Annotated in this window: 14 protein-coding genes; 12 read left to right on the forward strand and 2 right to left on the reverse strand. The window is 51.2% G+C overall.

The annotated features are described in order from the left end of the window. Positions 1-411: an amidohydrolase family protein gene (locus tag EFBL_RS02980; protein ID WP_172899629.1), complete on the forward strand. Its 411-nt coding sequence runs from the start codon at positions 1-3 to the stop codon at positions 409-411. A 336-nt stretch (positions 412-747) separates the two neighbouring features. On the opposite strand, the gene EFBL_RS21075 is transcribed toward EFBL_RS02980, so the two are convergent. Together EFBL_RS21075 and pckA are read right to left on the reverse strand one after the other, a co-directional pair. Continuing rightward, positions 748-1953, reverse strand: a complete 1206-nt coding sequence (locus EFBL_RS21075; protein ID WP_231705666.1) for a YecA family protein — start codon at positions 1951-1953, stop codon at positions 748-750. Positions 1954-2322: 369 nt separating this feature from the next. Then, complete coding sequence (gene pckA, locus EFBL_RS02990) at positions 2323-3906, reverse strand: phosphoenolpyruvate carboxykinase (ATP) (RefSeq protein ID WP_096180719.1); 1584 nt, start codon at positions 3904-3906, stop codon at positions 2323-2325. 169 nt (positions 3907-4075) lie between these two features. Between pckA and EFBL_RS20230 the strand changes: the two genes are divergently transcribed. The 11 genes from EFBL_RS20230 to hutI all read left to right on the forward strand — a co-directional run bounded on the left by EFBL_RS20230 (position 4076) and on the right by hutI (position 15828). After that, a complete protein-coding gene (locus EFBL_RS20230) occupies positions 4076-4219 on the forward strand; it encodes a DUF4349 domain-containing protein (protein WP_131927682.1) in 144 nt (47 codons plus the stop codon). Between the two features lie 142 nt (positions 4220-4361). Next, on the forward strand, positions 4362-5882 hold the full coding sequence (hutH, locus tag EFBL_RS02995) for a histidine ammonia-lyase (RefSeq protein WP_096180656.1): 1521 nt from the start codon (positions 4362-4364) through the stop codon (positions 5880-5882). An 18-nt stretch (positions 5883-5900) separates the two neighbouring features. After that, positions 5901-7094: an AraC family transcriptional regulator gene (locus EFBL_RS03000; RefSeq protein ID WP_096180657.1), complete on the forward strand. Its 1194-nt coding sequence runs from the start codon at positions 5901-5903 to the stop codon at positions 7092-7094. Positions 7095-7209: 115 nt separating this feature from the next. Further along, entirely contained in the window at positions 7210-8379 is a 1170-nt protein-coding gene (locus tag EFBL_RS03005) for an ABC transporter substrate-binding protein (protein ID WP_096180658.1), read from the forward strand. Positions 8380-8460: 81 nt separating this feature from the next. Further along, positions 8461-9351, forward strand: coding sequence for a branched-chain amino acid ABC transporter permease (locus tag EFBL_RS03010; RefSeq protein ID WP_231705667.1), 891 nt, complete (start codon positions 8461-8463; stop codon positions 9349-9351). Between the two features lie 10 nt (positions 9352-9361). Next, positions 9362-10306, forward strand: a complete 945-nt coding sequence (locus tag EFBL_RS03015; protein ID WP_231705668.1) for a branched-chain amino acid ABC transporter permease — start codon at positions 9362-9364, stop codon at positions 10304-10306. Next, positions 10299-11069, forward strand: coding sequence for an ABC transporter ATP-binding protein (locus tag EFBL_RS03020; protein WP_096180661.1), 771 nt, complete (start codon positions 10299-10301; stop codon positions 11067-11069). The genes EFBL_RS03015 and EFBL_RS03020 overlap by 8 nt, the downstream gene beginning before the upstream one ends. Continuing rightward, entirely contained in the window at positions 11070-11774 is a 705-nt protein-coding gene (locus EFBL_RS03025) for an ABC transporter ATP-binding protein (RefSeq protein WP_096180662.1), read from the forward strand. 24 nt (positions 11775-11798) lie between these two features. After that, positions 11799-12770: an agmatinase family protein gene (locus EFBL_RS03030; RefSeq protein ID WP_096180663.1), complete on the forward strand. Its 972-nt coding sequence runs from the start codon at positions 11799-11801 to the stop codon at positions 12768-12770. 31 nt (positions 12771-12801) lie between these two features. Next, entirely contained in the window at positions 12802-14466 is a 1665-nt protein-coding gene (gene hutU / locus EFBL_RS03035; protein ID WP_096180664.1) for a urocanate hydratase, read from the forward strand. Positions 14467-14544: 78 nt separating this feature from the next. Continuing rightward, positions 14545-15828, forward strand: a complete 1284-nt coding sequence (gene hutI, locus EFBL_RS03040; protein ID WP_165912504.1) for an imidazolonepropionase — start codon at positions 14545-14547, stop codon at positions 15826-15828. The last annotated feature ends 108 nt before the right edge of the window (positions 15829-15936 follow it).

The raw sequence follows: 15936 nt of genomic DNA on the forward strand, positions 1-15936 counted from the left end.
TTGACAACAATCTTTACCCATGGAAGATTCTGTACAATGGATCACACCAACAATTTCCCAGATGCACACATTCCCACACTGGCAGAACTTGATGAAGCGGTGCCGCACCATCCCCTTTTTCTTACAAGGATCTGTAACCATGTGTATCTCGCCAATTCTGTGGCATTTGCACGTGCAGGCATTACCCGAACTACCCTGGATCCCCCCGATGGCGGGTTGACAATGGAAGAAGCAGTGAGATTGTTTACAGTGGGAGGCACTTATGCCACCCGGGAGGAAGCGGTCAAAGGAACGTTGATACCGGGGAAATATGCGGACCTGACTATCCTGGACCGGGATATCTGCCGGGAAGATCCGGATATGCTGCTGGAAACTGTGATCGGTGGAGAAACTGTTTACACCGGTTCCTAATCCTGTCCAGCGGCATTCGGTGCCATTATTGCGATGCAAGAGACCCAGGAGAAGGGAATAACGGCACCCTATGCCGTTATTGCAAACCAGCTGCTGCCTTAACGGCACTCGGTGCCGCTATCGCAAGCCAGTTGCTACCTTAACGGCACCCTGTGCCGCAATTGCAACCCGGCTGCTGCCTTAACGGCACTCGGTGCCGCTATCGCAAGCCAGTTGCTACCTTAACGGCACTCGGTGCCGCTATTGCAAGCCAGCTGCTCCAAACAGCGATATTATTGGTAATGAGTAGTACTCATAAAATCTGAGAAAAAGACATCTTCGAACCAAGTTGGTTGTTTAAAGACAGCATCTTTTATACTTTTTCCCACTCCCGCATGGACAAGGATCGTTTCTCCCCACTTTTATTAAATTCCTATAAGGTATTCCACGTTCAATCGACAATCGTTTCCCTTTTTCTTCCAATAGTTGGCGTTTTTCCCTGTTTGTCGCCCTTCTTATCGTTTCGAATATTTTTGGATAAAGTTCTTGTGGTATTTGATCTAAACCAGTGTAACTGATACCGGTTGTCCAATCCACCCAGTCGGTAATCTGATATTCCGACGCTGGAAGGCTCCGTGGGTCAACCGCATTAAAGGTATTTAATAATACTTGTGGTACGGATCGCCCAAAAGGGTTTTGAATGAAGGCACACGGAGTACGAGGATTAATGAGTTGAAAAGGATGACTCAAGCCGTGGACCAAGGTACGGTCTTGAAGTGCTAATACAAACTGTTGAAGATGGCGAATAATAATTACGCCATCAACTAAAGGAAACTTAACGGGTTCTCCATTCTTATCCACGTAGAACGAGTTAGGCGTAAAAAGGCCCGAAGCAGAATGTAGTAAAGCAGTTATGGGTTCATAAATAAAATCATCCCAAACGATAAAGAGTAATCGAAAATCGTTCACAAATGCATTATTTTTGACATATTCCTTGAATTTGTTCTGAGAAGATTTTAAAAAATCTTTAATACGGTTGTCTAACGGTAGAAGTGTTTTTGTCCCCTGATCTTTCGCATCAATGGTAAACGGCCAACGAGTCGTATACTGGAAGCTGCTCGGGCGATCTTTCTGAAATTCCAGAAGAGAAGGTGCCTTCACTTCACCAGCGCAAGGAATACCGTTTATTATAGTGCGAAATTCGGGATTTTTAACTCCTTCTCTTTCTCTTGGTTCAGATAACAAGTATTTATTTCCTTCGATGATATCCGATACTTCAAGGGCTCTGTTTAGCACCAATACTTCAGCAAACAGTTGAAGCAATTGTTCAAATTGGTCAATCTGTGTTCCCTTGTAACTACTTATTCTTTCCGCCATAATAGTGGCATAGCCCGGGTATGTTTGATTAATATTCGTGAGAATTTGACATAAAACTTTGATAAACGGGTGTATCATCCCCGTCCTACTTCTCATATGTGTATGGTAGCTGAGCCAATGGGCACGATTACTTCTATCCATGGGGATCTTTTTTTCAAGTAACCGTAGCACTTCTAAGAAATTCATTTTAGCCTCCACAATGGTTATAAAAATGTAAGATGTTGCTCGTGAAAATTAATTATTTATGCCAAAAAAATACCACACAATTTTGTCATAATTCATCATAATTGTTGTTTGGTTTCAACAAAATTGACACAACAATTGGTGCAGTTTACTTACTCTTCATAAATCATTTTCATAACTCCATTAGCTAACAATTCCCCTGTCAAAAGCAGTGTCATTTTAAATGAGATTTTAAATGACCCTGTTAAAACAATAGAAAATGACGTGCCAAAACTGTATGTCAGTAGCACGTCATTTTACATGTCATTTTTCATTTTTGCACCCGAAAACCGGACCCGTTAGAAGGAGATCGGGTGCTTTTAATACAACAATCTAAATCATTTTGGGGCCGGCCTGCCGGATCTCGTCCGCCACGTCCGGGAACTTCTCGAAGTTCTTGATGAAGCGGGCCGCCAGCTCACGGGCTTTCTCATCATAAGCCGCTTTGTCTGCCCATGTGTTGCGGGGATTGAGCACTTCGGACGGCACTCCGTGAACGCGGTCAGGAATCAGGACGCCAAAGACCGGATCGGCCGTAAAGGTTGCATGCTTAATGCTTCCGTTGATGGCGGCGGTTACCATGGCCCGTGTGTAAGAAAGGTTCATGCGTTTGCCAATGCCGTAAGGACCGCCCGACCATCCAGTATTTACAAGATACACATGGGCGTTGTGGGCGTCAATTTTGTCCCCCAGCATATTGGCATAAACAGATGGTCGCAATGGCAGGAACGGTGCGCCAAAACAGGTGGAGAACGTTGCCTCCGGTTCGGTTACGCCCCGTTCGGTTCCCGCCAGTTTCGAAGTATAGCCGGACAGGAAATGGTACATCGCCTGTTCCCGGGTCAACTTCGAGATCGGGGGCAGCACTCCGAATGCATCTGCCGTCAGGAAGACAATCACTTCGGGGTGACCTGCAATTCCGGGTATGACAGCGCCCGGGATGTAATCAATCGGGTAGGCCGCCCGTGTGTTTTCGGTCAGGGAGTTATTGTGATAATCGGCCACACGGGTGTCACGGTCGAGAATCACATTCTCCAGCACGGAACCAAAGCGGATGGCGTTCCAGATTTGCGGTTCCTTCTCTTCGGACAGGCCAATGCATTTTGCATAGCAACCGCCTTCAAAATTAAACACCCCGCGGTCAGACCAACCGTGCTCGTCATCCCCGATCAACCGGCGGTCGGGGTCAGCGGAGAGAGTGGTTTTCCCGGTGCCCGACAATCCAAAGAACAGGGCTACATCTCCTTTCTCCCCGACATTTGCGGAACAATGCATCGGGAAGACGCCCTGTTCGGGAAGCATGCAATTAAGAACGCTGAAAATCGATTTTTTCATCTCACCCGCATATTCGGTACCGCCGATGAGAACTACCTGTTTTTCAAAGGATACAACAATAAAGGTCTCCGAATGGGTCCCGTCGGCAATCGGATCGGCCTTCAGCCCCGGCAGTCCGATCACCGTGAATTTCGGCTGATGCTCCTCAAGTTCTTCCGGGGTGGGACGGACAAACAATTGATGAACGAACAGATTGTGCCAAGCATATTCGTTGATTACGCGAATTGGCAAACGGTAACGAATGTCCCCTCCGGCAAATCCGTTGAATACAAACAATTCACGCTCTTTCATGTATTCCAAAGCCCGTTGGTACAGGCGGTCAAACTGTTCCGGGGAAATCGGCTGGTTAACCGGCCCCCACGCAATCTTATGATGAATGGAGGGCTCGTCGACGATGAATTTGTCTTTGGGTGACCGACCGGTGTATTTGCCGGTCGTGGCCCGAAAAGCGCCTGACGAGGCAAGAATCCCTTCGTTCCGGGACAGGGCCGCTTCCACCAGTTTGGGCACGGACAGGTTATGATGCACCCGTTCCGTTTGTAAAATATCATGCAATTCCACAGGATAAGCGTTAGCTTTCATGCGACAGATCATATCCTTTCCACCCAATATGGGGTACCTTTACTAAATTCGATTGTATTATAATATGTCATATTCATCAATTGTTACATACTAATTCATTTTGTGAATTAAATGTGAAAAATCTGAATGTCTGACAGTAACCGAATGTTGGAAGCCAAAGTCTATTGAGGTGGAACCAAAACCGGTCGCCAAAGGCGCCAAGCTGGAAGAGATTCTGCAGGTTGAGAAGGAATTGACCCGTGTCCGCAGCGAAATTGAGTGGGCGCAAGGAGGAAGAAAGTCTTCACGGACGAAAGTTTCACAAATACAATAATTGTATATAAGGTGGCGAGGCATATGAACAGGTGTAGCAGGACAACTGAACATAGGCCCACAATAAAAGGGCTGCATGGAAGATGAACCTTTCATGCAGCCCCTTTTATTTTGATAAAGCGGGAAAGGGGTAGATAACTGCTATGGTAACGTTGGACGGATTGACACTAAAATTGGAAGATGTGATCAGGGTTGCGCAGGAGGGGGAAAAAGTTTCGATTTCTAAGGAAGCCTGGGAGCGGGTGGTGCGATGCCGCAATCGCGTCGAGCAAATGGTTGCCAATCACGAGACGGTGTATGGGGTGACGACCGGGTTTGGCAAGTTTTCCGACGTATCGATTTCACCGGAAGATGTCGAACAACTGCAGACCCATTTGATCCGCAGCCATGCCTGCGGGGTGGGGCCGGCCCTGTCGCAGGACGTGGTGCGCGCCATCATGATGCTTCGCGCCAATGCACTGGCCAAAGGGTATTCCGGAATTTCGGCCGACACGCTTCGATTGTTGGAGGACTGCTTGAATCACGGGGTGCATCCGGTGATTCCGGCGAAAGGGTCGCTTGGAGCGAGCGGGGATTTGGCTCCGCTTTCCCATTTGGCGCTTCTTCTGATGGGGGAAGGGGAGGCCGACTATCAGGGAATGAGAATGCCGGCGGAACAGGCGCTTTCCAAAGCGGGATTGTATCCGGTCCGTTTGAAAGCGAAAGAAGGGTTGGCGTTAATTAACGGTACCCAAGCGATTACCGGAATTGGAGCATTGACTTATGCAAGGGCCGAACGTTTGGTCCGCATCGCCGACTTAATTGCCGCAATGACAGTGGAGGTGCTTCGCGGAATCCCCGACGCGTTCGATCAAGGGATTCAACAGGTGCGCCCCTATCCTGAACAAGCGGCTGTAGCGGCCAATATGAGAGAGATTCTGCAGGGTTCGAAGCTTACGACCCGACAAGGGGAGCTGCGGGTTCAAGACGCTTATTCCCTTCGCTGCATCCCTCAGGTGCATGGTGCGGTAAGACAGGTCTTAACCTACGTGGAAGACAAACTTTCGATCGAGATCAATTCCGCAACCGACAACCCTTTGATTTTTCTGGAGAACGGCAAGGTGATTTCGGGCGGGAATTTTCACGGACAGCCGGTTGCGTTTGCGATGGACTTTTTGAAAATCGGCTTGAGCGAACTGGCCAATATTTCGGAACGGCGCCTGGAAAGAATGGTCAACTCCCAGCTTTCCGGCGGGCTGCCGCCGTTTTTGTCACGGCGTCCCGGACTTGAATCCGGCATGATGATTCCGCAGTATGTGGCGGCTTCACTGGTTTCGGAAAACAAAGTGTTGTGTCACCCTTCCAGTGTGGATTCGATTCCGTCTTCCGCCAACCAGGAGGATCATGTCAGCATGGGAACCAATGCGGCACGGCACGCGAAAGAGGTTATTGAGAATGTGGCCCGGGTGCTTGCAATCGAATTGATTGCCGCTTGTGAAGCAGCCGACCATCACGGACCCCATCTCTTGGCCCCTGCCACCCGCAGATTGCACGACTTGGTCCGGGAGACGGTAAAACCTCTTTTGCAGGACAGATCGCTCACGCCGGATATTGAACATGTGGCGAACCTGTTATTGGATGGTGTATGGTTGAATCAATTAGTCTCCCAGGGAGGGAAAACTTGACGGAGCGAGGGATCGGAAATGGACCAGGAACCGTACAATACCGCCTTTTCTCACCTTTTAATCTCGGGGACGGTTGTTCATGAGGCAGGTTTTGAAGATTTGCAGCATAAATTCGGCATCCATGTTCGCCCGAATACGGTAATGGTGGTGTCGATCGACCGGTATCCGGATTTGGCGCTGGGGAAGCCGCTTGCATGGCGGATGTTGATCGGAAGACAAATCGTGCAAAGCGTGCAGGACTCCATAAAAGAGCCGTTCCTCCGGATTTGGGCAGAGGAGGGCGTATTGGCGGTTCTTTTGGAACTCTCGCTGGAACATCCGCTGGAGAAAAATTATGAAGCGGTCACCCGGAACATTGCACGCAAAATTCAAAGGCACGCCTCTTCCCGGGGTGTGTCGGTTTCCATTGGCATCGGGACGTATTGTGACAACCCCTATTTGCTGCAATATTCGTATGAAGAAGCGAAAGAATCGATGGTGGATCGCTTTTTCCAAGGAAACCGCCTGATTTTTCATTATGAAAAGAAAAGGAGCACAAACACCGCCCGGAACCATCCGCTTTCTTCCCGGGAACGTATAGAACTGCTGGCACGGGTGAGGATCGGCGATAAGGGGGGGACTGTGACGCTGCTCAAAAACCTGATGGAGAAACTGGCCCAAGTCCATAAGTACAATGTGAACATGTTTAAGTCGGAAGTGGTCGATCTGGTCATGAGCATCACAAGAATCGTGATCGAATCGGGGGCTGACGCTGCGACCGTTCTCTCGGAAAACGCCAAATTCATTCAGGGGTTATACAGTACCATCCGCTATGACAAGTTTGAGAAAAAAGTTTGCGACTACGTGGACCATTTGGCGACACAAGTGGAAGACCCGGAACTTTCAAGCTGCCATCCTTTAATCGGACAAGCGGTCCGGTACATGAAAGAGAACCTGGACAGAGCCGTCTCTCTGCGTGAAGTAGCACAATATTGTTGTTTGAGCGTTTACTATTTCAGCCGCTTGTTCAAGAAAGAAACCCGCTGCAGTTTTGTGGACTATCTCAACAAAATCCGCCTGGAGAAAGCCTTGTATTATCTGGAAACGACCGATTTCACCGTACAGCAGGTGGCAATGCACGTAGGATTTCAGGACGCCAACTATTTCAGCCGTATCTTTAAAAAATACATGAACACGACTCCCACCGAATACCGGAAAGCAAAATTGTGCTAATTCTGGGCAACTTCATCCGCTTAAAATCGGCAGAATTCATTGTAGAATTTGGTGCAGAAGAAATTTTCTAAATAGTTATAAGATTAGACGAAACGGATGGACAGGGGGTCTCACATTGAAAAAGCTTTCTTTTATTCTATCGAGTCTGTTAAGTGTTTCGCTGCTCGTTGCCGGGTGTGCGGGCGGCAAGTCAACGCAAACGAATTCCGGTAAGGATGCAAAAGACGGAGCCGATACCATCAAGATCGGCTGGTACGGACCCTTGACCGGTCCCACCGCAACCGACGGAACCCACAGCCGCGACGCAGCGCTGCTGGCAGTGGAACAGGTGAATGCGGCAGGCGGCATTAACGGCAAGAAAGTCGAATTGGTGGCGGAGGATGATCAGGGCAAGCCGGAAGAGGCGTTGAAAGCGGTTCAAAAATTGATCAACAGCGACAAAGTGGTGGCACTTGTCGGAGGCGCTTACAGCGGCCCGTCAAAAACCGTTGCACCGAAAGTTCAGGAAGCCAAGATTCCGATGGTCGTGGCCTACGCCGTGCATCCCGATGTGACAAAGGGCGGCGACTATGTGAACCGTGTCATATATACGGGACCGGTTCAGGGGAAGGCGATGGCGGACTACGCGGTGAACCAATTGAAGAAAAAGAATTTCGCCGTTCTCTATGTGGAAATCGACTATGGAAAATCCATCTATGGCGCATTTAAAGCGGAAGTCGAAAAAATGGGCGCAAAAGTTGTCATTGATCGCCCGTTCAAAATGGGGGACAAAGATTTCAGTTCCATCCTCACCGCAGTCAAAGCGGCCAACCCGGATGCTTTGTATGTGGTCGGATACTACAATGAAGCTTCCGCAATCGTGAAACAGGCTAAGGAATTGGGGATCAGCGCCCAATTGCTGGGAGTGGACGGATTTGACTCCCCGAAATATCTGGAGCTTGGCAAAAGCAATACCGAAGGCTCCATTTTCACCACTTCCTTCTATACAAGCGACCAGCGGGAAGTCGTGCAGAAATTCGTGAAAGCCTGGAGCGCCAAATACAAAGGGGAGCCGGACATGCTTTCGTCCCAAAGCTATGACGCGGCGATGGTGATTCTGGAAGCGTTGAAAAAAGCGGGTTCCGACAAGGAAAAGCTGGCCAAGGCGATCAGTGAAACAAAAGATTTCGAAGGGACTTCCGGCAAGATTACGTTCGGCAAAGATCACGAGGTCATCAAACCGGTCGTGTTCATGAACGTGAAGGATGGCAAGTTCCAATACGTAACATCGAAAGTTTATCAATAAAACCCGACAATCTGAAGAGTTCTGGGAAAGGGGACCCCCGGAGGTCCCTTTTTTTCACCTCTCTTTTCCCGGAAAGGAGTGATGCAAGACGTGCTTGCACAACAGTTAGTAAACGGTGTGACGCTGGGGTTCCTGTACGTGCTGATTGCCGTCGGTTTAACGATGGTATACGGTGTCCTGAAACTGCTGCATTTCGCACACGGTGTGATTTACATGGTCGGTGCGTTTGCGGCAATGGTCGGCATCCTGTATCTCAAAATGAACTTTTTTGTGGCCATGCTCTTCGCGATGGCTGTGGCGGCCGGTGCAGGGATGTTGATTGAAAAATACGCCTACCGTCCGCTGCGGGGAGTCCACCCGATCACTACGTTAATCAGCGGGATTGGAGTGGCGATTTTTCTCGAGAATCTGTTCCAGATCCTGTTTTCCTCGGAACCGCAAGCATTTCCCGAGGCCGGAATTGAAGTATCGATCATGCAGTTGACGGAATCGATCAGTTTGACAAACGTGAAGTTGTACATCATAGCCGCAGGGCTTTTGGGGCTTGCATTCCTCTATTTCTTCCTGAAGTTTACGAAAATGGGGATTGCGACACAGGCGGCGGCGCAGGATCTGCGTGCCGCTTCGCTGATGGGGGTCAACGTGAACCGGGTGGTGTCCGTAACCTTTATGATCGGTTCCGCGCTGGCCGCCGCGGCGGGTGTACTGGTAGCCTTGAATTTCAACTCCCTGTTTCCGACCATGGGCTCCATTCCGGGCTTGAAAGCATTCTGTGTGGTAGTTCTTGGCGGACTCGGTTCGATTCCCGGAACGGTTGTCGGCGGATTGATCCTCGGGATTATCGAATCGTTGAGCGACGGTTTTCTGACAGGGATGATTATCGATAAAGACGCAATTGCGTTTGTGATATTGATTGCAATCCTCCTGGTCAAACCATCCGGACTGTTTGGCCAAAACGTTGAGAAAGTGTAGGTGATTGCAATTGGATGCGATTTTGAATCCCTATTACGTCGATATCGTGATTTTCTGGATCATCTATATATTGCTTGGCCTCGGTTTAAATCTCATTACAGGCTATGCGGGTCAGGTCTCTCTCGGGCATGCAGCCTTTTTCGGGATTGGTGCGTATTCGTCAGCCATACTGACAGTCACCTACGGCGTGAATCCCTGGATCTCGATGATAGTGTCGATCGGAATCACGTTTGTTGTAAGTGCGGTGCTGGGATTGCCGAGTCTCCGGGTACGCGAGGATTTTCTGGCAATTACCACATTGGGGTTGGGACTGATCGTCCAGTCGTTTTTTAAAAACGCTGCAATTACCGGGGGCGCCTTCGGAATTGATTCGATTCCCGCACCGTCGATATTTGGTATCGAGTTGAAAAATGCCGGATATCTCATTCTCTCAACAGTCGTGATGCTGCTCGCCATTTACGCGTTGAAGAAAATGACCGGCTCGCGGATCGGCCGGGCATGGAGAACCATTCGTGAAGATGAGACGATGGCGCAAGCTATGGGAATTCATACGACCTATTATAAGGTTCTTGCATTTGCCATCGGGGGAGCGTATGCAGGTCTTGCAGGAAGCCTGTTCGCTCACAAAGTTTCGTTCATCAGCGCCGAGTCCTTCGGATTTTCAGTGTCGGCGACTGTTCTCAGCATGGTGGTGCTGGGAGGGCTCGGAAGCATTCGGGGAACGATTTTTGGCGTCACTCTGCTGTATTTTCTGCCCGAAATTTTCCGGATCTTTGAATTTGACCTGATTGATCCCAAGTACCTTGATATCTACAAAATGATGCTTTACGGACTGTTGATGGTGCTGGTCATGCGCTTCAAGCCAAAGGGATTGTTCGGCAATTTTGGCATCAAACGGTCGCAGTTCCGCTTTTTCCGTAAAGCAAAGGCGAAGGAAGGTGGTCACGTTGCTTAAGGTTCAGGGTATCACCAAACAGTTTGGCGGATTGCTGGCGGTTGACGGGGTCAATCTGGAAGTCCGTCAGGGAGAGATCCTGGGGCTGATCGGACCGAACGGGGCAGGAAAAACCACCTTTTTTAACATCTTGACCGGTCTTTACGTACCGGACGAAGGATCGATTGAGTTTGAAGGTAGGGCGATTCACGGGCTGAAGCCTTTCCAGATTGCGAACTGCGGAATATCGAGAACGTTTCAGAATATAAGGTTGTTGAAGGAAGAAACCGTTCTGGAGAATGTGAAGGTCGGCATGTTTGGCAAGACCTCATCGGGTCTGTGGTCTTCCATTCTCGGTCTGAAGAGGGCAAAGGAAGAAGAGAGACTGACAGAGGAGGAGAGCCTGCGCATTCTCGAGACAGTAGGTCTGAAAGGATATGAGGGGAGTCTTGCCGGCAGCCTTTCTTACGGAAATCAAAGACGTGTGGAAATTGCGCGGGCCCTTGTTTCAAAACCGAAGCTTCTGCTGCTCGATGAACCGACTGCGGGGATGAACGCGGAAGAGGTGCAGGAAATGTCGTCCCTGATCCGGCAGATTCGCAAAAACGGAACCACCGTGATTCTGATTGAACATAATGTGGCAATGGTTGTCGGTTTGTGCGACCGCGTGGCCGTATTGGATCACGGGATCAAAATTGCGGACGGCACGCCGCAGGAAATCGTAGAGAATCCGGATGTCATCGAGGCTTATATCGGTAAAGAAGAGATGACGGAGGTGGTCTGAATGTTAGAGGTAGAAAAACTGGACGTATCCTATGGCGGCATTCAAGCGGTACGCGGCCTGTCCCTGCATGTCCGGAAAGGGGAAGTTGTATCCCTGATCGGATCAAACGGCGCTGGAAAGACCACCACCCTGAACGCGATTTGCGGCGTAATCCCTTCCCGCGGTTCCATCCGCTACAACGGGAAAGAAATCAACGGACTGCCCACCCATAAAATCGTAAAAGAAGGAATTGTCATGGTGCCGGAGGGAAGACGGGTGTTCCCGAAGCTGACGGTTGCGAACAATCTCCTGATGGGCGCCTACTCCCGCAAGATTTCAAAGTCGATCCTGCAGCAGGAAACGGATTTTGTCTATCATTTGTTCCCGCGATTGGCGGAAAGAAAGAATCAACTGGCGGGGACAATGAGCGGCGGAGAGCAGCAGATGCTGGCGATCGGACGGGCGCTGATGGCCGATCCGAAGCTGTTGATTCTCGATGAACCGTCGATGGGACTTGCCCCGATTGTGGTGAAAGATATCTTCAAGACGATACGCGAAATCAAAGAACGCGGCATGACGATCCTGTTGGTGGAGCAGAATGCGAGCATGGCTTTATCGGTTGCGGACCGCTGCTATGTCCTGGAGAACGGTGAGATTCGCTTCAACGATACGGCCGATAATCTGCGCAAGCAAGACATTGTCAAGAAAGCTTACTTGGGCGCTTAATTCCGTATTTTGAGGGGTGATAGTTTGAAAAAGATCCATTTGCTCAACCCGCCCGAGCTGGTGCGCCGGTCAAACTGGCGCGACCGGTATGAAACGAAAGTGGCCCAGTGGCTCGTGCCTTGGGAAGGGGAAGACGAAGTCGAAATCGGGTTTATCGGCGTACCGCTCTCAAAGACCTCGATCAGCGTATCGGGCGCCTCCATGACACCGAACGCATTGCGCGAGCTGTTCCCGAATGTGACAACGTACAGCATTGACTATGATGTGGATTTGCAGGAATTGAACGCCCGCGATATGGGCGATATTCAGATGCATGTTACCGATCTGCAGAGATGTCACGCCAATATCGAACAGGGACTGACCAATGTGTATCAGGCTCTGCCAAATCTGTTTCCGATCATCGCGGGAGGCGATCATTCGGTTACCTGCCCGTCGGTGAAAGCGTTCAAGAAACGGTATCCCGGACCCGTCGGCATTGTCCAGATCGATTCCCATATGGATGTGCGGAATCTTGAGGACGGCGGGCCCTCCAACGGTACCCCGATCCGGGGACTGCTCGAATCGGGAACGGTCGAAGGGAAGCATATCGCGCAAATCGGGATTCACAGTTTTGCCAATTCCAAGCCGTATCGTGAATATGCGGTTTCGCAAGGAATTACCCAATTCACTGCCCGGCAGGTGGCAAGAGAAGGGATCGAGCCGATTGTGGAACAGGCCATGGCGGTCGCTGGGAACGGCACGGACGCCATCTATGTGACGGTCGACATGGACGTCCTGGACCAAGCCTACGCTCCGGGAGTGCCGGCGATGGTGCCGGCGGGAATGACATCCTGGCAGTTGTTCGAGGCTGTCCACATCCTCGGGCAGAATCCGAAAGTCAAAGGATTTGATATTGTGTGTGTGGATCCGGTGCAGGATCCCCGCAGAGCTACCGTGCGAACCGCATTGTATACGATTCTGACATTCCTGGCAGGGTACATGAAACGAGGAAAGTAAAGGAAATGAATCTGGGATGGGAGAGATAAGGATGACAATAGTGAACAATCGTACCATTCGTGCACCGCGCGGCACTCAGTTGACAGCAAAAGGTTGGCAGCAGGAAGCCGCTCTCCGGATGTTAATGAACAATCTTGACCCGGAAGTTGCGGAACGGCCGGAAGACCTTGTGGTATACGGCGGAATCGGGAAAGCTGCGCGCAATTGGGACTGCTTCGACAAGATTGTGGAGTGTCTGACCCATTTGGAAGCGGACGAATCCCTGCTGATCCAATCGGGCAAACCGGTCGGGATTTTCAAAACGCATCCGTTGGCGCCGAGGGTCCTGATCTCCAACTCGGTTCTGGTACCTGCTTACGCCAATTGGGAAACGTTCCATGAGCTGGATAAGAAAGGCTTGATGATGTTCGGCCAGATGACGGCGGGAAGCTGGATTTACATCGGCACGCAAGGGATTCTGCAGGGCACGTTTGAAACATTTGCCGAGGCGGCCCGCCAGCATGCACATGGCACTCTAAAAGGCACTTTGACCCTGACAGCGGGACTGGGAGGCATGGGAGGCGCCCAGCCGCTTGCCGTGACAATGAATGATGGGGTTGCCATCTGTGTCGAGGTGGATCCGGAACGGATTCAGCGCCGTATTGAAACCCGTTATCTGGACGTGATGGTGCGGGATCTGGATGAAGCCTTGATGTTGGCACGGGAAGCACAAGAACAAGAAAAACCGTTGTCGATTGGACTTCTCGGCAACGCGGCGGAAATTTATCCGGAATTCGTAAGACGAGGGATTGTTCCTGATTTTGTGACTGATCAGACTTCGGCGCATGACCCCCTGAACGGCTACGTTCCGGCCGGATTCTCACTGGAAGCGGCAGCCGAATTGCGGAAGAAAGATCCGAAAGAATATGTGCGGCTGTCGAAACAGTCGATGGCTGCCCATGTACAGGCCATGCTGAATCTGCAGAATTTTGGGGCCGTCGTATTTGACTACGGCAACAACATCCGCCAGGTCGCATTGGATGAAGGCGTCAAAGACGCGTTTAACTTCCCCGGATTTGTTCCGGCGTACATCCGTCCGCTGTTCTGTGAAGGGAAAGGCCCATTCCGCTGGGCAGCGCTGTCGGGCGATCCGGAAGACATTTATAAGACTGATGAACTGGTGCTCCGGTTGTTCCCGGAAAGCGAGCATCTCCGCCGCTGGATCACCATGGCACGCGAGAAGGTGGCGTTCCAAGGATTGCCGGCACGGATTTGCTGGTTGGGGTACGGTGAACGGGTAAAAATGGGGCTGGCCATCAACGATATGGTGAGAAAAGGCGAACTTTCCGCTCCGATAGTGATTGGCCGCGACCATCTTGACTGCGGTTCCGTCGCTTCTCCGAATCGGGAAACGGAAGCCATGAAGGACGGCAGCGATGTTGTCGGAGACTGGGCGATCCTCAACGCGCTCGTGAATACGTCGGCGGGCGCATCGTGGGTATCAGTTCACCATGGCGGCGGCGTCGGAATGGGATACTCGCTTCACGCAGGCATGGTGGTCGTTGTGGACGGCAGCAAGGAAGCGGAAGAACGGCTGTCCCGCGTGTTGAACAGCGACCCGGGGATGGGTGTGATCCGCCATGCGGATGCAGGGTATGAGTTGGCGATTGAAACCGCCAAGAAACATGGAATTCGCGTTCCCATGCTCGGAATCTAACCGGAATGTGTCAGAACAACAATCCAAGCGTGCCCGAAGAGAGCTTCGGGCAGCTTGGTTTTTGGAAGGGTGGAAGTCATGAACGTGCAGCAAGTGGATTTGCTGGTTTACAATATCGGAAATCTGGTGACGATGCAGGGTCATCCGGGTCCCCGTGCCGGAGAAGCGATGTCGGAAGTGTCCCATTTGGAAAATGGAGCGGTGGCCATTGCGGATGGAAAAATTGTCGCAGCAGGTCCGGAGAAAGAGGTGCGCGACCGGATTACCGGTCTCTATGTTGCAGAAGAACTGGATGCACAAGGCCGCCTGGTCACGCCGGGGCTGGTGGATCCGCATACCCATCTGGTCCACGGCGGGTCCCGCGAACATGAACTCGCTTTAAAACTCCAGGGCGTATCCTATCTGGACATTTTGGCCCAGGGCGGCGGAATTCTGAGTACGGTGCGGGCCACCCGGAGGGCAACCGAAGAGGAACTTTACCGGAAAGCCCGCAGAAGTCTGGACATCATGCTGCTTTATGGAGCCACCACCGTTGAGGCAAAAAGCGGTTACGGATTGACGCTGGAAGACGAGCTCAAGCAGCTTCGTGTGGCCAAAAGAGTGAACGAGACCCATCCGGCGGATCTGGTTTCCACGTTTATGGGCGCCCATGCAGTGCCGGAAGATTACAAGGGGCGATCCGGCGACTACGTGAATCTCGTCATCCATGAAATGCTGCCGGAAGTGAAACGGCAGGGACTGGCCGAGTTCTGCGACGTGTTCTGTGAACACGGGGTCTTTACCGTGGAGCAGTCGCGACGAATCCTGACCGCTGCGAAAGAGATGGGATTCGGCTGCAAAATCCACGCCGATGAGATTGAGCCGATGGGAGGAGCGGAGCTGGCGGGTGAACTGGAGTGCATTTCCGCCGAACACCTGCTTGCAGCAACAGATGAAGGATTTGAGCAAATGCGGCAGGGAGGCGTGATTGCAGTTTGTCTGCCGGCTACCTCTTTTAACCTGCGTTTGCAGAAGCACGCAAGGGCCCGTAAGATGATCGAAATGGGAGTGCCAGTCGCGCTGTCTACCGATTACAACCCCGGCAGTTCCCCGACGGAATCCCTGCAGCTTGTGATGACGCTCGGGTGTCTCAACTTGAGAATGACGCCGGAAGAAGTGATCACTGCCATGACGATCAACGCCGCTTATGCGATCGGACGCGGGGATGTCATCGGAAGTCTGGAGCCGGGCAAACAGGCGGATTTGGTGATCTATAACGCTCCCAACCTTGCCTACCTGCCCTACCATTTTGGCATCAACCATGTGGATACGGTGATTAAAAAAGGAAAAACAGTGGTCTCCAACGGACAATTGGTGTATTGATTACGGGGACGCCCATCACAGGGTACTTGGGATGGGCGTTCAGGCGGCCCCATGTATTCCTCTTCATACTTGTCTTGGGTCTCACATAGAAATTTATCGACCAGAAGA

Source organism: Effusibacillus lacus, from assembly GCF_002335525.1.
Taxonomy (GTDB): Bacteria; Bacillota; Bacilli; order Tumebacillales; family Effusibacillaceae; genus Effusibacillus; species Effusibacillus lacus.

Excerpts from the sequence above, each read along its gene's own strand:
- pckA (WP_096180719.1), bottom strand. The coding sequence starts at position 3,906 with ATGAAAGCTAACGCTTATCCTGTGGAATTGCATGATATTTTACAAACG.
- hutH (WP_096180656.1), top strand. The coding sequence starts at position 4,362 with ATGGTAACGTTGGACGGATTGACACTAAAATTGGAAGATGTGATCAGG.
- EFBL_RS03000 (WP_096180657.1), top strand. The coding sequence starts at position 5,901 with ATGGACCAGGAACCGTACAATACCGCCTTTTCTCACCTTTTAATCTCG.
- EFBL_RS03010 (WP_231705667.1), top strand. The coding sequence starts at position 8,461 with ATGCAAGACGTGCTTGCACAACAGTTAGTAAACGGTGTGACGCTGGGG.
- EFBL_RS03025 (WP_096180662.1), top strand. The coding sequence starts at position 11,070 with ATGTTAGAGGTAGAAAAACTGGACGTATCCTATGGCGGCATTCAAGCG.
- EFBL_RS21075 (WP_231705666.1), bottom strand. The coding sequence starts at position 1,953 with ATGAATTTCTTAGAAGTGCTACGGTTACTTGAAAAAAAGATCCCCATG.
- hutI (WP_165912504.1), top strand. The coding sequence starts at position 14,545 with ATGAACGTGCAGCAAGTGGATTTGCTGGTTTACAATATCGGAAATCTG.
- hutU (WP_096180664.1), top strand. The coding sequence starts at position 12,802 with ATGACAATAGTGAACAATCGTACCATTCGTGCACCGCGCGGCACTCAG.